Origin of the sequence: Terrabacter sp. Soil811 (assembly GCF_001429655.1) — a bacterium.
In the GTDB taxonomy this organism is placed as follows: Bacteria; Actinomycetota; Actinomycetes; order Actinomycetales; family Dermatophilaceae; genus Terrabacter.
The window spans coordinates 964,942-982,607 of record NZ_LMSX01000008.1 but is presented as its reverse complement, the minus strand read 5'-3'; the positions used below and the strand labels follow the sequence as shown (position 1 = coordinate 982,607).

The following is a 17,666-nucleotide window of genomic DNA, read 5'->3' as shown; positions in this document are numbered from 1 at the left end:
GGGAGGTATGCCGTGCGCGTCCTCGCGGTCGACCCCGGGCTCACCCGCTGCGGCGTCGGCGTGGTCGACGGAGTCCCGGGGCGCAAGCTGTCGCTCGTCGAGGTCGGGGTCATCCGCACCCCGTCCGGCGACCCGACCCCGAAGCGCCTCGTCGCCGTCGAGGACGAGATGCGGCAGTGGTTCGCGCGGCACCGTCCCGAGGCCGTGGCCATCGAGCGCGTCTTCGCCGACACCAACGTCTCCACCGTGATGGGCACCGCTCAGGTGACCGGGATCGTCATGATCATGGCCGAGCGGCTCGGCCTGCCCGTCACCCTCCACACACCCACCGAGGTCAAGGCCGCGGTCAGCGGCAGCGGACGCGCCGACAAGGCGCAGGTGACGACGATGGTGACCCGGCTCCTCGGGCTCGACACCCCGCCCAAGCCCGCCGACGCCGCCGACGCGCTCGCCCTCGCGATCTGCCACGTGTGGCGCGGAGGCACGCAGAGCCGGCTCGAGGAAGCGCGGCTCGAGGTGCTCGCGCGCACGGGCAACCGGGGGAGCGGCATACCCCGCCGGGTCCCACCGGGAGCCGCCCCACCGCTGCAGCGGCTGCGCGCCGCGACCACCCAGCCCACCCGCACCGGCCAGACCGCCCGACCCCACCCTGGAGCCCAGCCCCGATGATCGCCTCGCTCTCCGGCACCGTCCTCAAGGTCGGCCTCGACTCGGTCGTGGTCGGCGTCGGCGGTGTCGGCATGCTCGTCCACACCACTCCGGCCACGGCGACGTCCGTGCGCCTGGGCCAGCCCACCGAGCTCGCCACCAGTCTCGTCGTGCGCGAGGACTCGCTGACGCTCTACGGCTTCGCCACCGACGACGAGAAGCACGTCTTCGAGACCGTCCAGACCGTCTCGGGGGTCGGGCCCCGCCTCGCGCTGGCCGTGCTCGCGGTCCACTCGCCCGACGCCGTCCGGGTCGCGCTGGGCACGGGCGACCTCGTCGCGCTGACCAAGGTCCCGGGCATCGGCAAGAAGGGCGCTGAGCGGATGGTCCTCGAGCTCAAGGACAAGCTCGGCGCCCTGCCGGGCTCGGCCGGCCAGAGCGACCACGTCCACCTCGACGCCGGCGAGGCGTGGCGCGAGCAGGTCCGGGAGGCGCTCGTCGGACTCGGGTGGACCGTGCGCCAGGCCGACGACGCGCTCGACAAGATCGCTCCCCTCGCGGCCGACGGCGCCGGGGTGTCGGCACTGTTGCGGGCCGCCCTGCAGGAGCTCGGCCGATGAGCGTCGACCGCTCCTGGGAGCTCGACACCGGGGCCGAGCCGGACGTCTGGGACGACGGCTCCTTCGACGCGACGGCGCGCATCGTCGACGCGGCCGGCGACACCGACGAGCGACAGGTCGAGGCCGCGCTGCGTCCCAAGCGACTCGACGACTTCCCCGGACAGACCCGGGTCCGCGACCAGCTGGGGCTCGTCCTCAAGGCCGCCAAGCGTCGTGGCACGCCGCCCGACCACGTGCTGCTCTCCGGCCCGCCCGGCCTCGGCAAGACCACCCTGGCGATGATCGTCGCCGGCGAGCTCGAGCAGCCGATCCGCATCACGTCCGGGCCCGCGATCCAGCACGCCGGCGACCTCGCGTCGGTGCTCTCGTCGCTCGCCGAGGGGGAGGTGCTCTTCCTCGACGAGATCCACCGGATGTCGCGCTCGGCCGAGGAGATGCTCTACCTCGCGATGGAGGACTTCCGGGTCGACGTCATCATCGGCAAGGGTCCCGGCGCGACGGCCATCCCGCTCGAGCTGCCGCCCTTCACCGTCGTCGGTGCGACGACGCGTGCCGGGCTGCTGCCCGCGCCGCTGCGCGACCGCTTCGGCTTCACGGGTCACCTCGACTACTACGCCGCGGCCGACCTCGTGACGATCCTGCACCGTTCGGCACGCCTGCTCGGCCTCGACGCCGACGAGGACGGCATCCGCGAGATCGCCCTGCGGTCGCGTGGCACGCCGCGCATCGCCAACCGCCTGCTGCGCCGGGTCCGCGACTGGGCCCAGGTGCACGGCGAGGACCGCGTCACCCACTCCGCGTCGCGTCAGGCGCTCGAGCTGTTCGACGTCGACCAGCGCGGCCTGGACCGCCTCGACCGAGCCGTGCTGGAGGCGCTCTGCCGCCGCTTCAACGGCGGGCCCGTAGGCCTTTCGACCCTCGCCGTCGCCGTGGGCGAGGAGCCCGACACCGTCGAGACGGTCGCCGAGCCCTACCTCGTGCGCGAGGGCTTCATGGTCCGCACCCCCCGTGGCCGGGCCGCCTCGAGCCTCGCCTGGGAGCACCTGGGCCTGACCCCACCGCACGACTCGCAGGCCCTCTGGACCGCCACCCTGCCCATCGACGAGGCCGGCGGCGCGCGATTCGACGCCTGAGGCCGGGCCCGGCGTGGTCGCGCGTCCCGCACCGAGCGCGACCAAAACGTGACCCGCGCACGCTGCGGGACCGTTCCGTCTTGGTCTGACAAACGGCACCGGCGCACGTAGACTCCTGCGGGCACCATCGCCGCTGCCGCGGCACCATCCGGTGCTCCCGGTCGTTGACGCGACAGCCGACCCGATCAACGGGTCCTGGCGCGCCTGCGCGCTGACCGGACGAAGACACGAAGGACTGAGCTGACATGAACAACAACGGGGCCCTCTCGTTGCTGATTTTCGCCCTGCCCCTGCTGCTGCTGGGCTGGCTGTTCTTTTCCCAGAACAAGCGGATGAAGCAGATGCGCAACTTCAGCTCGTCGCTCGAGGTCGGAGACTCGGTCGTCACCTCGTCGGGCATCTACGGCACGATCAAGCACCTCGACGACAGCAGCGCGTGGCTCGAGATCGCCGAGGGCACGACCGTCCGGTTCGACCGGCGAGCCCTGGCGATGAAGCAGGCCGACGTGGCTGCCGCCGACGCGGCAGCCGCTGGTTCGCCCGCCCACGACGCCCCCGTCGACGACGCGCCGGGTGCGAACCCGGGTTCCCACCAGAACGGTCAGTGAGGGTTTCGTGGCACGCAGCTCCACCAAGAAGTCGGCGAGACGGAGCCTCCTGGCGCTCGTCGTCATCATCCTCGCCCTCGGCGGTCTCGCCGCCGGCCTGACGAAGTGGGCCGACGGGTCGATGAACCCTCGCCTCGGGCTCGACCTCGAGGGCGGCACGGAGCTCGTGCTCCAGCCCCAGCTCAACGGCACCGAGACCATCAGCGAGGGCCAGGTCAACCGCGCGGTCGACATCATCCGCCAGCGCATCGACGCCAACGGCGTCTCCGAGGCCGAGATCACGACGCAGGGCGGCCGCAGCATCGTCGTGGCGATCCCCGGCCAGCCGACGGCCGAGCAGCTCGACGCGCTGAAGAAGCCCTCTCAGCTGCGCTTCCGCGCCGTCTACGTGCAGGCGCTCGACCCCAACGCCAGCCAGGCCAACCCGAGCGGCACGCCGACCGGGACGTCCACCGGCACGGCGACGCCTTCCGGCACCGCGACCGGCACGGGCACGCCGAAGGCCACGGGCACTGCGACGCCCTCGACGTCCGCGACCGCCCAGAACGGCGTCGTCCCCGACGCGCTGCGCGCCGCCACGACCCCGGTGACCCCGACGCCGTCGGCCACGCCGTCGGGCACGGCGACGACGCCGGCACCTGCCGCCACCGAGGCCCCCGCGCCGACGGCCGCGCAGACCGAGGCCGCCATCAAGACGCAGGTGAGCACCGGCCTCGTCGGGCTCGGCTGGGACAAGGCCAAGGCCGACGCAGCTGCGACGAAGGTCGCCAAGGAGTACACCGCGCTCGACTGCTCGGCTCCCGGGGCGGTCGACAAGATCCAGGACGACCCGGCCCAGCCCATCGCCACGTGCGGCGAGGACCGTGTCACCAAGTACGTCCTCGGCCCGAGCGAGATCGACGGCAGCGAGATCGCCGACGCCACGAGCGGCTACCAGCCCGGCCCGAACGGCCAGCCGACCTCCATCGTCGAGGTCGCACTGTCCTTCAAGGACGCCGGCAAGGCCAAGTTCGCGGCCGTGACCAAGCGCCTCTACGGCCTGCAGTCCCAGCCGCCGCTCGACCAGTTCGCAGTCGTGCTCGACAAGGCCGTCATCACGGCACCGCAGGCCCGCGCCGTCATCACCGACGGTCGGGCCTCGATCACGGGCTCGTTCACCATCGACTCGGCCAAGCAGCTCGCCGAGCAGCTGAAGTTCGGTGCCCTCCCGATCTCCTTCGCCCTGCAGACGCAGGACAACATCACGCCCCAGCTCGGTGAGGAGCAGCTGCGCATCGGCCTGCTGGCCGGCTTCATCGGCCTGCTGCTCGTCGTCATCTACTCGCTGCTCCAGTACCGCGCGCTCGGCCTCGTCACGGTCGCGTCGCTCGTCGTGGCCTCCGTCATCACCTACCTCGCGGTGACGGTCCTCGGTACGACGCACGGCTTCCGCCTGACGATGGCCGGGGTGACGGGTCTCATCGTGGCCATCGGTGTCACGGCCGACAGCTTCATCGTCTACTTCGAGCGCATCCGCGACGAGGTGCGTGACGGTCGCCCGCTCGTGGCTGCCGTCGAGACCGGGTGGAAGCGCGCCCGGCGCACGATCATCGCGGCCGACGGCGTCAACTTCATCGCGGCCGGGGTGCTCTACTTCCTCGCCTCGAGCAACGTCCGAGGCTTCGCGTTCACGCTCGGACTGACGACGCTCATCGACCTGCTCGTCGTCATCCTCTTCACGCACCCCACGGTGCAGCTGCTGGCCCGCACGAAGTTCTTCGGCGGCGGCCACAAGTGGTCGGGTCTCGACCCGGAGCGCCTCGGCGCCAAGGAGGCGGTCCGCTACCGGGGCCGCGGCCAGTTCGGGGCACCCGGCGCTCAGCGCCCGCCCGCCACCGTGGGCTCGGCCCGCGTCGCCGATGGGAAGGCCCAGGCATGATCAACTTCGCCCAGGTCGGCAACGACCTCTACACCGGCAAGCGCTCGATCGAGTTCATCAAGCGCCAGAAGACGTGGTACGCCATCTCGGCGGTGCTCATCGTCCTCGCACTCGTCGGCATCTTCGTCAAGGGCCTGAACTTCGGCATCGAGTTCAGCGGTGGGTCGGAGTTCCGCGTCCAGGGCGTGTCCAACAGCCAGGGCTACGAGGAGAAGGCCCAGAGCGCCATCGCCAGCGCCGGCATCGAGGGCAACGTCGTCACGACGATCGTCGGCCAGGACACCGTCCGCGTGCAGTCCGAGGCTGCGGCCGACCGCACCGACGAGGCCAGCACCGCACTCGCCCAGCAGTTCGGCGTCGACAAGGGCGCGGTCAGCGCGTCGCTCATCGGTCCGAGCTGGGGGCAGTCGGTCAGCCAGCAGGCGATCCGGGGACTCATCGTCTTCCTCGTCATCGTGACGGCGGTCATGGCGCTCTACTTCCGCACGTGGAAGATGGCCGTGTCCGGTCTCGTGGCCCTGCTGCACGACCTCGTCATCACCGTCGGCATCTACGCGCTCTTCGGCTTCGAGATCACGCCCTCGTCGATGATCGGGTTCCTCACGATCCTCGGGTACTCGCTCTACGACACCGTCGTCGTCTTCGACAAGGTGCGCGAGAACACCGCGGACGCGTTCCGGACCAAGCGCATGACGTACTCCGCGGCGGCCAACCTCGCGGTCAACCAGACGCTCGTCCGCTCGATCAACACGACCGTCGTCGCGCTGCTGCCGATCGCGGCCGTGCTCTTCGTCGGCTTCACGCTGCTCGGCCCGGGCACGCTGCTCGACCTGTCGCTCGCCCTCTTCATCGGCATCGCGGTCGGCGCCTACTCGTCGATCTTCATCGCGACCCCGCTGCTCGTCGACCTGCGTCGCAACGAGCCCGCCGTCCGTGAGCTCGACAAGTACGTCGCGCGCCACGGTGCCAAGCAGGCTGCCTCCGCAGCACAGCTCGGCGGTGAGCCGGCCTACGTCGGCGCGGACGCCACCGGTGCTGCTGCCGACGACGGCGCCGACTCCGCGGTCGAGGGCGCACCGCGTCCCGTGCACAAGTACGCCCAGGCCGGACCGCGCAACCAGCCCAAGCGCGCGCCGAAGTCGCGACGCTGACGGCGGGGCCGCATCCGCGGCCCCGCCTCCGCACGCGGTTCGTGCACCGCCTGTTCGACCACCTCAGGAGACGGCGTGAGCCAGATCAGTGACCTCGTCGCGAGCAAGCTGCGTGACATCCCGGACTTCCCCAAGCCCGGGGTCCTCTTCAAGGACTTCACCCCGCTCATCGCCGACGGTGCCGCCCTCGGCGAGCTCGTCCGCGACATCGCGCAGCGGTATGCCGGTCAGGTCGACGTCGTCGTCGGCATCGAGGCCCGCGGCTTCATCCTCGGCGCGGCCGTGGCCTACGAGCTCGGCCTCGGCATGGTGCCCGTGCGCAAGGCCGGCAAGCTTCCGGGGGAGACCCTCAAGGAGTCCTACGCGCTCGAGTACGGCACGGCCGAGATCGAGGTGCACACCGACGCCTTCGAGCCCGGCCAGCGCGTGCTCGTCCTCGACGACGTGCTCGCCACGGGCGGCACCGCCGAGGCGTGCGCGCAGCTCGTCGAGCGGGCCGGCGCCACGGTCGCCGCGATCGAGGTCGTGCTCGAGCTGGCCTTCCTCGAGGGACGCAGCCGTCTCGCGGGCCGGCCGGTCAACGCCATCCTCACCGTCTGATCACAGAGGGACCGCCTAGACTCTCTGCATGAGCGAGGACGTCCGCAACGAGCTGTCCACCCCGTCGCGGGTGCGCGCCCGTTTCGCCCGGTTCGGGGCCACCCGGCCGGCGGGCAACCCCGTGCTCGAGCCGCTCATGACGGCGGTGCGCCAGAACCACCCGAAGGCCGACCTCTCGGTCATCGAGCGGGCGTATGCCGTCGCCGAGAGCGCCCACGAGGGCCAGATGCGCAAGAGCGGCGACGCCTACATCACGCACCCGCTCGCCGTCACGACGATCCTCGCCGAGCTCGGCATGACGCCGCCCACCCTCGCGGCGGCGCTGCTGCACGACACCGTCGAGGACACGGCATACGGCCTCGACGAGCTGCGCCACGACTTCGGTGACGAGATCGCCATGCTCGTCGACGGCGTCACCAAGCTCGACAAGGTCACCTACGGCGAGGCCGCGCAGGCCGAGACCGTCCGCAAGATGGTCATCGCGATGGCGCGCGACATCCGGGTCCTCGTCATCAAGCTCGCCGACCGGCTGCACAACGCCCGCACGTGGCGCTACGTCAGCCCCGAGTCGGCCAAGCGCAAGGCCAACGAGACGCTCGAGATCTACGCCCCGCTCGCGCACCGCCTCGGCATGAACACCATCAAGTGGGAGCTCGAGGACCTCTCGTTCGCGACGCTCTACCCCAAGGTCTACGACGAGATCGTGCGTCTCGTCGCCGAGCGAGCCCCGGCCCGCGAGGAGTACCTCGCCGGGGTGCGCACCCAGGTCACCGAGGACCTCACGGCCGCCAAGATCAAGGCCGTCGTCACCGGCCGGCCCAAGCACTACTACTCCGTGTACCAGAAGATGATCGTGCGGGGCCGCGACTTCGAGGAGATCTACGACCTCGTCGCCGTCCGAGTCCTCGTCGACACGGTGCGCGACTGCTACGCGGCGCTGGGCGCCCTTCACTCGCGGTGGAACCCGGTCCCGGGCCGGTTCAAGGACTACATCGCGATGCCGAAGTTCAACATGTACCAGTCGCTGCACACGACGGTCATCGGACCCCAGGGCAAGCCGGTCGAGATCCAGATCCGCACGCACACGATGCACCGCCGCGCCGAGTACGGCGTCGCCGCGCACTGGAAGTACAAGGACCAGAGCAACGGCGGCGGCCCCGCCCGTCCCGGCGAGATCACGCCGCAGAACGACATGGCTTGGCTGCGCCAACTGCTCGACTGGCAACGCGAGACCGAGGACCCGGGCGAGTTCCTCGACTCGCTGCGCTTCGAGATGGGCAGCAGCGAGGTCTACGTCTTCACCCCGAAGGGCTCGGTCGTCGCGCTGCCGATGGGCGGCACGCCCGTCGACTTCGCGTATGCCGTCCACACCGAGGTCGGGCACCACTGCATCGGCGCGCGCGTCAACGGGCGCCTCGTGCCCCTCGAGTCGACCCTCGAGAACGGCGACGTCGTCGAGGTGCTGACGTCCAAGGCCGACGGCGCCGGCCCGTCGCGCGACTGGCTCCAGTTCGTCAAGAGTCCCCGGGCCCGCAACAAGATCAAGCAGTGGTTCTCCAAGGAGCGCCGCGAGGAGGCCATCGAGGCCGGCAAGGACTCGATCGCGAAGGCGCTGCGCAAGCAGAACCTCCCGCTCCAGCGGCTCATGAGCCACGAGTCGATGACCGCCGTCGCGACCGACCTGCGCTACCAGGACATCGAGGCGCTGTACGCCGCGGTGGGCGAGGGGCACGTCTCCGCGCAGCACGTCGTCGGCAAGGTCGTCGCGTCGATGGGTGGCGTCGACGGCGCCACCGAGGACCTCGCCGAGGCCACGGTCCCGACGCGGGCCGCGAGCCGGCGCAAGCCGGGCGACCCCGGTGTCGTCGTCGTCGGCACGGCGGACGTGTGGGTCAAGCTCGCCAAGTGCTGCACCCCGGTGCCGGGCGACCCGATCATCGGTTTCGTGACGCGCGGCAACGGCGTCTCGGTGCATCGCGTCGACTGCACCAACGCGGACCAGCTGACGGCCAACCCGGAGCGGCTCATCGACGTCGAGTGGGCGCCGAGCTCCGCCAGCGTCTTCCTCGTGCAGCTGCAGGTCGAGGCCCTCGACCGCAACCGCCTCCTCAGCGACGTGACCCGCGTCCTGTCGGACCAGCACGTCAACATCCTGTCGGCATCGGTCCAGACGTCGCGCGACCGGGTGGCCATCTCCCGCTTCACCTTCGAGATGGGGGACCCGGCGCACCTCGACCACGTCATGCAGGCGGTCCGCAAGATCGACGGGGTCTTCGACGTCTACCGTGTCAACGGTGGCAAGTCGACGATGTAGCCGTCGGCGTCTGGACACCGCACCACGCGGCACGCAAAAGGGCCCACCCGACGAGATCGCTTGTCGGGTGGGCCCTTTCGTGGGTGGGGCTGGTCGTCAGCCGCCGAACTCGGCGACGCCGGCGCGGGCCTGGTCGAGCCAGACCTGACGCGCGTCGAGCGCCTCGCGGGCCTTCTTGATCTTGCTCGCGCTGCCGGACGCCTCGGCCTTGGCGAGGTCGTCCTGCAGGTCCGCGACGGCACGCTCGAGCTGGTCGACCATGGCCCGGGCACGGGCCGCGACCTCGGGGTTGCTCGACTTCCACTTGCGGTCCTCGGCGTCCCGCACGGTCTGCTCGACGCGGCGCATGGCCTTCTCGACGCGCTCCATGTCGGACCGTGGGACCTTGCCGGCGGCATCCCACTTGTCCTGGATGACGCGCAGCTGGCCCTTGGCCTTCTCGAGGTCGGTCACGGGCAGGATCGCCTCGGCCTCGACGAGCAGGGCCTCCTTGACGGTGAGGTTGCCGCGGTACTGCTCCTCCTCGGCAGCGACGACCTCGTCCTTCGCCGTGAAGAAGGTGTCCTGCGCCGCCTTGAAGCGCGCCCAGAGCTTGTCGTCGTCGGACCTGCTGGCCCGACCGGCGCGGCGCCACTCGTCCATGAGGCGCTTGAACGCCCCTGCGGTGGCAGCCCAGTCGGTGCTCGTCGCGAGCTTCTCGGCCTCGGCGACGAGCCGCTCCTTGGCACCCTTGGCGTCGGCATGCTGCGCGTCGAGCCCGGCGAAGTGGCTGCGTCGTGCCTTGTCGAAGCCGTTGCGGGCGCTGCTGAAACGCTGCCACAGGTTCGACTCCGTCTCGCGGTCGAGGCGGGTGGCGGAGCGCTGGTGCGCCTTCCACTCGTCGAGCAGCTCACGCATCCGGGCGCCGCTCGTCTTCCACTGGATCCGGTTCTCCGGCTGGCCGGCGATCGACTCGGCCTCGGCCACGATCTTCTCGCGCTCGGCCGTGGCGGCCACCCGCGCCTCGGCGCGGTGCTGCTGCTCGACGTTGCGCTTGGCGGCGAGGCCGGACTGGATCTCGTCGAGCTTGGTGGCTAGGGCGTCGAGGTCGCCGACGACGGTCGCGTCCTTGACCTGTGCCGCGAGGGTCTTGAGGCCCTCACCGACGTCCTTCGACGGGACCTCGGGCTGCGACAGGCGCTGCTCGAGCAGCACCGCCGATGCGAAGAGCTCGTCGTACTTGCGCGCGAAGTAGGTCAGTGCCTCCTGGTCGCTCGCGCCGGGATAGGAGCCGACCTCCTGCTCCTCGCCGTCCTTGGTGCGGACGAAGACCGTGCCGTTCTCGTCGACGCGTCCGAAGGCCGCCGAGGCCGAGTGGTCGGTCGTGATCGGCGCCGGCGCGGCGGGAGTGACCGTCGGGTGCGGGACGGCCTTGGCGAGTGCCGCCGGTGTCGGGATCGACGAGGGCTTGGGGATGCTCCCCGGGGACGGCGCAGCGGGTGCCGCGACCTCCTCGCCCTCCGCGGCCTCCGTGGCCTCCGTGGCCTCCGTGGCCTCCGCCGGTGCCGCGGTCTCCGCCGGTGCCGCAGTCTCGCCGGCGTCACCGGACTCGGTGCTGCTGACCGACGCCGCGGCCTCCGCGGTCTCGACCGCGGCCGCCGCCGGCTCGTCTGCCGTCATCGCGACGGGCTCGGCCACGGCCGACTCGCTGGCCTCGGGCGTGGCGACGGGCGCCTCGGCCGCTGCCTCCGGGGCGGTGCCGGCCGGCTCGGAGCTCTCCGGCTCTGCCACGGCCACCGGCTCGGGCTCGACCACGGGCTCGACCACGGTCTCGACGACGGGCTCGACCACGGGCTCGACGACGGGAACGGCCTCGGCATCAGCCTCGACGCTCTCGGTCGTGTCGCCGGACTCGGTGGCCTCCACCGAGGCGACGGCCTCGGCCGTCTCGGTCGTCGCCGCAGGCTCGGACGGGGTGGAAGCGTCGGCCGTGTCGGCCGGCGCGGTGTCGTCGACCGTCTCGACGGTGTCGGCCGTGTCGGCCGGCTTGGTGTCGTCGACCGTCTCGACGGTGTCGGCCGTGTCGGCCGGCTTGGTGTCGTCGACCGTCTCGACGGTTTCCACGGTGTCGGCGTTCTCGGCCGCCGGTTCGATCGCGGCCTCGCTGGGCTGCTCCTCCGTCGCGGTGGCGGTGGTGTCGTCCGGCTCGGGCTGCTTGATGTCGGTCATGCCTTCTTCTCCGTCACGCTGACGCTGAGGATGCTGATCGGGGAGACGGGGGTTCCGTCCGTCGGGCTGGGGGGCAGGGCCTTGTTCGCGGCGATCTTGTCGACGATGTCGAGGCCCTTGGTCACCTTCCCGAAGATCGTGTAGCCACCGCCGTCGGTGGGCAACTGGGTTTCCTTGTAGGTGATGAAGAACTGGCCGCCGTTGCTGTTCGGGTCGGAGGTGCGCGCCATGGCGAGCACACCGGTGGGGTACTTCCCGTCCTTGGGCGCGTTCTCGATGCCGAAGGTGTAGCCCGGGCCGCCCTGACCGGTGCCCGTGGGGTCACCGCACTGGAGGACGTAGATGCCCTCGGTCGTGACGCGGTGGCACGGGCTCGGGGCCCAGAAGCCGGTCTTGGCCAGGTTGATGAACGAGGCGACGGTCTGCGGCGCCTTCGTCCCGTCGAGCTCGAAGGTGAGGTCGCCGCACGTGGTCCTGACCGTGGCGACGAAGGTCTTGCCGGCAGCCGTGGCCTTGGCCGGGACCTGCTTCTGCTGCTTCGGGGTGGTCTGGTTCGCCGGGGGAGCGGTGCAGCCGGCCGCGAGCTTCTGGCCCGCAGCGAGCCCGCCAGAGCTCGTCGGGGTGCTGGCAGGGGTCGTCGACCCGGCCGCGGGGGTGGCGGTGTCGGAGCTGCCGACGAGCTTGGGCACGACGATGGCCGCAGCGATGACGAGGATGACCGCGAGGATCACACCGAAGACCTGCTTGTCGCGCGTCGAGTCGCTCACCGGCGGCTTGGCGGTCTTCTGCTGTTCCTCGTGGCGGCGGCGCGCACGTGCGCGTTCCTGCTCTTTGGTCACGAACCTCTCCTCGTACGGGCCACATGGGCTGTCCCCGGGCGTTCGGTCATTTTATGGAACGACTGCGGCGCGCACGCAGCGGGACGGGTCACGAGTCCGTGACATCTCCCCTCCGACGCGCGGATTTGCGCCCGGAAGCCCTGCGGACGGCATACCCAGTGTGTCGGTCCCGAGTCCCGAGGGCGTATGCCGTCCGCCCCGGTGGGGGTGCGTCGCTAGGCTCCCAGCGTGCTGACCATTGCCTTCCCCGCCCAGGCGTTCGACACCAACTGCTACGTGCTCGCCGCGGGTGCCGGGGAGGAGTGCGTCATCGTCGATCCCGGGATCGGCGTGGAGGAGACGTTGCGCGAGGTGCTGACGGAGCACCGGCTGAGGCCGGCCGCGGTGCTGCTCACGCACGGGCACGTCGACCACGTCTACTCGGTGACCCCCGTCTGCGGCGCCGACACGGCTGCCTACATCCACGCGGACGACCGCTACCGCCTGCACGACCTGCTCGGACGCAGCAACCCGGGCCTCGTCGCGATGCTCGAGCAGCAGTTCGGCGCCGCGGCGACGTGGACCGAGCCGACCAACGTCGTCGAGATCACCGACGGCACCCGGCTGACGCTCGCGGGCATGGAGTTCGACGTGCTCCACGCCCCCGGCCACACCGAGGGCTCGGTCATGTTCGGCATCGACCGGGTGCCCGACGGCATCCGGGACCAGGTCGACGTCGACCGGACGATGGTGACCGGTGACGTGCTCTTCGCCGGCTCGGTGGGCCGCACCGACCTGCCGGGCGGCGACCCGGCCGCGATGCAGCGCAGCCTGCGCGACGTCGTCCTGCCGCTGCCTGACACGACGCTCGTGCTGCCCGGCCACTACCAGGCGACGACCATGGCCCACGAACGCGCCACCAACCCCTACCTGAGAGACTTGCCCGCGTGAGCACCCCGCAGCCCAAGGCCGCCAAGGTCATGCCGATCAGCGGCTTCCCCGAGTACCTCCCGTCCGAGCGCATCGTCGAGCAGCGCTTCCTCGACGTCATCCGGGAGACCTTCGAGCTGCACGGCTTCTCCTCGGTCGAGACCCGGTCCATCGAGCCGATCGAGCGACTCAGCGCGCAGGGCGAGGACGCCGACAAGGAGATCTACGCCGTGTCGCGCCTGGCCGGCGGCAGCGACGACGACGCGCGCTGGGGCCTGCACTTCGACATGACCGTGCCGTTCGCGCGCTACGTCCTCGAGAACGCCGGCAAGCTCGCCTTCCCCTTCCGCCGCTACCAGATCCAGAAGGCGTGGCGTGGGGAGCGACCCCAGGAGGGGCGCTACCGCGAGTTCACCCAGGCGGACATCGACGTCGTCGACGTGGGGCAGCTCTCGCCGCACTTCGAGGCCGAGATGCCGCTCGTCATCGCCGACGTCTTCAGCCGGTTCCCGGTGGGCGACTTCGTCATCCAGGTCAACGACCGCAAGATCCCCAACGGCTTCTACCAGGGGATCGGCATCACCGACGTCATCGGGACGCTGCGCATCGTCGACAAGCTCGACAAGATCGGTCCGGAGAAGGTCAAGGTGCTCCTCGTGGAGTCGGGCACGACGGACGAGCAGGCCGACCAGTGCCTCGCCCTCGCCGCGATCCGCTCGGCCGACCTCGGCTTCGTCGAGCAGGTCCGGGCCCTCGGCGTGGAGCACCCGCTCCTCGACGAGGGGCTCGACTCCCTGGCCAACGTCATCCGCACCGGCATGGCCCACGCCCCCGGCAAGCTCGTCGCCGACCTGCGCATCGCGCGCGGCCTCGACTACTACACCGGCACCGTCTACGAGACCCAGTTCGTCGGGCACGAGTCGTGGGGGTCGTTCTGCTCCGGCGGCCGCTACGACGCCCTCGCCAGCGACGGGAAGAACACCTATCCGGGCGTCGGCATCTCCATCGGCGTGACCCGCATCCTCGGCCTGCTCATCGGCCGCGGGCTCGTCACCGCGTCACGCTCGACGCCTGCCGCCGTGCTCGTCGCCCTGACCGACGACGAGTCGCGCGAGGGTGCGGTCGCCGTGGCCACGGCCCTGCGCCGCCGCGGGATCGCCTGCGAGGTCGCACCGTCGGCAGCCCGCTTCGGCAAGCAGATCCGCTACGCCGAGCGTCGCGGCATCCCCTACGTGTGGTTCCCCGGGGCGGGGGAGTCCGGCGACGAGGTCAAGGACATCCGCAGCGGCGAGCAGGTCCCGGCCACCGCCGACGCGTGGACCCCGCCGGCTGACGACCTCGTGCCGCAGGTCACGCGAGCCGACTGACCCGAGGTGCGCGACCGACCGCGTGCGGAGGTCAGGTGCCGGGCGGCGGGCGCAGGCCCTGGTCACGCAGCTCGAGCAGGGCGAGCTCCCGAATGACCTCACGGTCCTGGCGCCGCCACGCCCCGGCGGGGTCGTCGGAGACGCGGGCCAGTGCACGCATCGGCTGCGTCGCCATCGCACGGAGGGCGAAGAGGTCGAGGTCCTCACCGGCATCGATGAAGCGCTGCGACTGGGTCGCGTTGCGCACGAAGCGAACCCGGACGTAGAGCCAGACCGCGAGGACGAGGACGATCGGCACGAGCGCCAGGGCGATCCCGAGCCCGAGGGCGAGCGTGTCGACCGTGTCGGCCATCGACGTCCCGGCCTGCTGGAGCGTCGTGCCGGACCCGGCGGCCTGGGTCAGCCACGTCTTCAGCTGGTCACCCACGAGCGGCAGCTGCCCGGCCTGGTCGCCCGCGCCCGTGAGGGCCCCGTTGACGGACTTCCCGGCCGACGTGATCGAGTCCGCAGGGGCACGCAGCTGCTCGACCGTGTCGTGGACCTGGCGACCGGCATACACCCAGAGGCCGATCCACAGGAGCATGAGCACGTCGGACAGCAGCTGTCGGGTGCGTCGGGCGGGGGTGTCTGCGTAGAGCTTCACGGGCCCATGTTGGCGAAGACGACGACGAAGAACACGACGAGGGCGATGAAAGCGGCGAATCCTCCCACCAGGGAGGCCACGAGGAAGCCCCCCGCGAACGAGCGAAGTGCCGGGAGAGCCGTGGCCGCCGCCGCGACCGCGAGGCCGATCACGAGCAGCACGAACGCCTCGGGTGGCTCCACGCCCTGGAAGATCGGCCCCCAGACGGCTGCCACGGCGAAGAGCACGCCGGCGACGACGCCCTGGCGCCGCGTCAGCACGATGGCGCCCCCGCCCGGCCACCGCGCGGGCCTCCGCTGCCTCGGCGGCCGTGAACCGGCCGGCGCCACCGGCCAGCTGTATCCCTCGTGCGCCGGCGGATCGGTCACGGCCCCTCCTTCTCCGAGCTCGTCGGCCGCGGATGGCGGTGACCACACTGTGGCACGAGGCCGGGCCGGTCAGCGGCAGTTGCAGGAGGTCGTGACCGGGCCGTGACACCCATGGATACAGTGGGCTCGCGGCCCCTGCGGGCCTCTTCTCACCACGGCAACGGCGCCATGGTCGAGTCAGTCCGGAAGGAAGTGCAGCAGCATGAAGGTCGGCATCCCCCGCGAGGTCAAGAACCACGAGTACCGCGTGGCCATCACCCCCTCAGGCGTCCACGAGCTCACCGAGAACGGTCACGACGTCATCGTGGAGAAGGACGCCGGTGTCGGTTCGCAGATCAGCGACGACGACTACGTCGCGGCAGGCGCCCGCATCCTCGGCTCCGCCGACGACGTCTGGGGCGAGGCGGAGATGGTGCTCAAGGTCAAGGAGCCCGTGGCCGAGGAGTACCACCGGATGCGCGAGGGCCTGACCCTCTTCACGTACCTGCACCTCGCGGCCGACAAACCGCTCACCGAGGAGCTCGTCAAGCGCAAGGTCACCGGCATCGCCTACGAGACCGTGCAGCTGCCATCCGGGGCCCTGCCGCTGCTCTACCCGATGTCCGAGGTGGCCGGCTGTCTCGCCCCGCAGGTCGGTGCCCACGCGCTGATGCGCGCCCAGGGCGGCCGCGGCGTGCTCATGGGCGGCGTCGGTGGCGTGGCCAACGCCAAGGTCGTCATCCTCGGTGCCGGCGTGTCGGGCCAGAACGCCGCCAACATCGCGCTCGGCATGGGTGCCGACGTCACGCTGCTCGACACCGACCTCGACAAGCTGCGGATGTCCTTCTGGCGCTACGAGAACCAGGTCCACGGCCTCGCGTCCAACCGCCTCACGGTGCAGCAGCAGGTCCAGGAGGCCGACATGGTCATCGGGGCCGTGCTCATCCCCGGTGCGGCCGCCCCCAAGCTCGTCTCCAACGAGCTCGTCTCCCAGATGAAGCCGGGCTCCGTGCTCGTCGACATCGCCATCGACCAGGGCGGCTGCTTCGAGGACAGCCACGCCACGACGCACGCCGACCCCACCTACACGGTGCACAACTCGGTCTTCTACTGCGTCGCGAACATGCCCGGCGCCGTGCCCAACACGTCCACCTACGCGCTGACGAACTCGACGCTGCCGTATGCCGTGAAGCTCGCCAACCAGGGGTGGCGCGACGCGCTGCGCGCCGACCACGCGCTCGGACTCGGTCTCAACACGCACGACGGGCACGTCACGTACGCCGGCGTCGCGGAGGCCCACGGCATGACGTCGGTTGGTCTCGACGAGGCCCTGTCCTGACCGAGCAGGTCGTCACCGAGCCACCCGCGGCACGGCCCTCGCGCCTCGAGCGCGACGTCCGCGGGTGGCTCGACCACGTCCGCGTCGAGAAGGGCGCGTCCGACAACACCCTCAAGTCCTACGCCCGCGACCTGCGCTCCTACGCAGCGTTCCTGGCGGCCAAGGGGATCGACGACCCGAGCCGGGTCACCGAGGCCGACGTCACCGACTTCCTCGCCTCCCTGCGCGAGCGCGGGCTCGCGGCCTCGTCCGCGGCCCGCACGCTCGTCGCCGTGCGCGGCTTCCACCGGTTCCTCGCGCTCGAGGGCGAGGTCGCCGGCGACCCGGCGGCCAACGTCGCCCCGCCCAAGCCACCCGCCCGGCTGCCCAAGGCGATCCCGATCGAGGCCGTGGAACGGCTGCTCGCGGCGGCATCGGTCGGCGACACGCCCGAGTCACTGCGCGACCGTGCCCTCCTCGAGGTCCTCTACGGCGTCGGCGCCCGCATCAGCGAGGCCGTCGACCTCGACGTCGACGACATCGAGACCGCCGGACCCGCAGACGGCTCCGGGACCGCCCCGAACGGCGGGGGAGTGGCGTCCGTCCGGCTGCACGGCAAGGGTGGCAAGGAGCGCGTCGTCCCCGTCGGCCGCTACGCGGTCGAGGCCGTGACGGCATACCTCGTCCGGGGCCGTCCGGCCCTCGCCACGCACGGACAAGGGGGGCCGGCGCTCTTCCTCAACCAGCGGGGGGCGCGCCTCTCGCGGCAGTCGGCCTGGGCGATCATCCGCCGCGCCGCCGAGCGGGCCGACCTCACCGAGCACGTGTCGCCCCACACGCTGCGCCACTCCTTCGCCACCCACCTGCTCGACGGCGGGGCGGACGTCCGCGTCGTCCAGGAGCTGCTCGGGCACGCCTCCGTGACCACCACCCAGATCTACACGATGGTGTCGGTCCACCGACTCCGCGAGGTCTATGCGGGCGCCCACCCCCGTGCCCGCTGATAAGGTCACACGTGATCAGCGCGAGGCTGACCGCAGCAT

At 71.2% G+C, this 17,666-nt stretch carries 16 protein-coding genes; 12 read left to right on the top strand and 4 right to left on the bottom strand.

Annotated features, from left to right (window positions below; genetic code table 11):
• Positions 1–12 precede the first annotated feature (12 nt).
• The 8 genes from ruvC (at position 13) to ASH01_RS14920 (ending at position 8,992) form a co-directional block, all read left to right on the top strand.
• Complete coding sequence (gene ruvC / locus ASH01_RS14955; protein WP_056777220.1) at positions 13–669, top strand: crossover junction endodeoxyribonuclease RuvC; 657 nt, start codon at positions 13–15, stop codon at positions 667–669.
• Positions 666–1,268 carry a Holliday junction branch migration protein RuvA gene (ruvA, locus tag ASH01_RS14950; RefSeq protein ID WP_056777218.1) on the top strand — a complete coding sequence of 201 codons (603 nt, stop codon included), beginning with the start codon at positions 666–668 and terminating at the stop codon, positions 1,266–1,268. The genes ruvC and ruvA overlap by 4 nt, the downstream gene beginning before the upstream one ends.
• The gene (gene ruvB / locus ASH01_RS14945; protein WP_056777215.1) at positions 1,265–2,401 is read left to right on the top strand and encodes a Holliday junction branch migration DNA helicase RuvB; all 1,137 of its coding nucleotides are present in this window, start codon (positions 1,265–1,267) and stop codon (positions 2,399–2,401) included. The genes ruvA and ruvB overlap by 4 nt, the downstream gene beginning before the upstream one ends.
• A 245-nt stretch (positions 2,402–2,646) precedes the next feature.
• Positions 2,647–3,009: a preprotein translocase subunit YajC gene (yajC, locus tag ASH01_RS14940; RefSeq protein WP_056777213.1), complete on the top strand. Its 363-nt coding sequence runs from the start codon at positions 2,647–2,649 to the stop codon at positions 3,007–3,009.
• Between the two features lie 7 nt (positions 3,010–3,016).
• Complete coding sequence (gene secD / locus ASH01_RS14935) at positions 3,017–4,927, top strand: protein translocase subunit SecD (protein ID WP_056777210.1); 1,911 nt, start codon at positions 3,017–3,019, stop codon at positions 4,925–4,927.
• Entirely contained in the window at positions 4,924–6,078 is a 1,155-nt protein-coding gene (gene secF, locus ASH01_RS14930) for a protein translocase subunit SecF (protein ID WP_056777207.1), read from the top strand. Before secD ends, secF begins: the two co-directional genes overlap by 4 nt.
• A gap of 75 nt (positions 6,079–6,153) precedes the next feature.
• Positions 6,154–6,678 (top strand): adenine phosphoribosyltransferase, encoded by a 525-nt coding sequence (locus ASH01_RS14925; RefSeq protein WP_082619858.1) that lies wholly within the window; start codon positions 6,154–6,156, stop codon positions 6,676–6,678.
• A gap of 28 nt (positions 6,679–6,706) precedes the next feature.
• Entirely contained in the window at positions 6,707–8,992 is a 2,286-nt protein-coding gene (locus tag ASH01_RS14920) for a RelA/SpoT family protein (RefSeq protein WP_020144302.1), read from the top strand.
• 96 nt (positions 8,993–9,088) lie between these two features.
• Here ASH01_RS14920 and ASH01_RS22590 read toward each other — a convergent pair whose 3' ends face one another.
• A complete protein-coding gene (locus tag ASH01_RS22590; protein WP_082619857.1) occupies positions 9,089–11,200 on the bottom strand; it encodes a DUF349 domain-containing protein in 2,112 nt (703 codons plus the stop codon).
• Entirely contained in the window at positions 11,197–12,039 is an 843-nt protein-coding gene (locus ASH01_RS14910; protein ID WP_056777202.1) for a peptidylprolyl isomerase, read from the bottom strand. The genes ASH01_RS22590 and ASH01_RS14910 overlap by 4 nt, the downstream gene beginning before the upstream one ends.
• Before the next feature lie 228 nt (positions 12,040–12,267).
• On the opposite strand from ASH01_RS14910, the gene ASH01_RS14905 reads away from it, so the two are divergent.
• The gene (locus ASH01_RS14905) at positions 12,268–12,969 is read left to right on the top strand and encodes an MBL fold metallo-hydrolase (RefSeq protein ID WP_056777199.1); all 702 of its coding nucleotides are present in this window, start codon (positions 12,268–12,270) and stop codon (positions 12,967–12,969) included.
• Entirely contained in the window at positions 12,966–14,315 is a 1,350-nt protein-coding gene (gene hisS, locus ASH01_RS14900) for a histidine--tRNA ligase (protein ID WP_082619856.1), read from the top strand. Before ASH01_RS14905 ends, hisS begins: the two co-directional genes overlap by 4 nt.
• A 31-nt stretch (positions 14,316–14,346) precedes the next feature.
• Here hisS and ASH01_RS14895 read toward each other — a convergent pair whose 3' ends face one another.
• Together ASH01_RS14895 and ASH01_RS14890 are read right to left on the bottom strand one after the other, a co-directional pair.
• Positions 14,347–14,958 (bottom strand): hypothetical protein, encoded by a 612-nt coding sequence (locus ASH01_RS14895; protein WP_056777197.1) that lies wholly within the window; start codon positions 14,956–14,958, stop codon positions 14,347–14,349.
• Positions 14,955–15,326 (bottom strand): hypothetical protein, encoded by a 372-nt coding sequence (locus ASH01_RS14890; protein ID WP_156415580.1) that lies wholly within the window; start codon positions 15,324–15,326, stop codon positions 14,955–14,957. Before ASH01_RS14890 ends, ASH01_RS14895 begins: the two co-directional genes overlap by 4 nt.
• 202 nt (positions 15,327–15,528) lie before the next feature.
• On the opposite strand from ASH01_RS14890, the gene ald reads away from it, so the two are divergent.
• Both ald and xerD read left to right on the top strand, forming a co-directional pair.
• On the top strand, positions 15,529–16,644 hold the full coding sequence (gene ald / locus ASH01_RS14885) for an alanine dehydrogenase (RefSeq protein ID WP_056777190.1): 1,116 nt from the start codon (positions 15,529–15,531) through the stop codon (positions 16,642–16,644).
• Positions 16,641–17,627: a site-specific tyrosine recombinase XerD gene (gene xerD, locus ASH01_RS14880; RefSeq protein ID WP_056777801.1), complete on the top strand. Its 987-nt coding sequence runs from the start codon at positions 16,641–16,643 to the stop codon at positions 17,625–17,627. The genes ald and xerD overlap by 4 nt, the downstream gene beginning before the upstream one ends.
• The last annotated feature ends 39 nt before the right edge of the window (positions 17,628–17,666 follow it).

Bases quoted from the DNA above. Each gene is read 5' to 3' on its own strand.
- ASH01_RS22590 (WP_082619857.1), bottom strand. From the start codon at position 11,200: ATGACCGACATCAAGCAGCCCGAGCCGGACGACACCACCGCCACCGCG.
- ald (WP_056777190.1), top strand. From the start codon at position 15,529: ATGAAGGTCGGCATCCCCCGCGAGGTCAAGAACCACGAGTACCGCGTG.
- ruvB (WP_056777215.1), top strand. From the start codon at position 1,265: ATGAGCGTCGACCGCTCCTGGGAGCTCGACACCGGGGCCGAGCCGGAC.
- secF (WP_056777207.1), top strand. From the start codon at position 4,924: ATGATCAACTTCGCCCAGGTCGGCAACGACCTCTACACCGGCAAGCGC.
- yajC (WP_056777213.1), top strand. From the start codon at position 2,647: ATGAACAACAACGGGGCCCTCTCGTTGCTGATTTTCGCCCTGCCCCTG.
- ASH01_RS14920 (WP_020144302.1), top strand. From the start codon at position 6,707: ATGAGCGAGGACGTCCGCAACGAGCTGTCCACCCCGTCGCGGGTGCGC.
- ruvA (WP_056777218.1), top strand. From the start codon at position 666: ATGATCGCCTCGCTCTCCGGCACCGTCCTCAAGGTCGGCCTCGACTCG.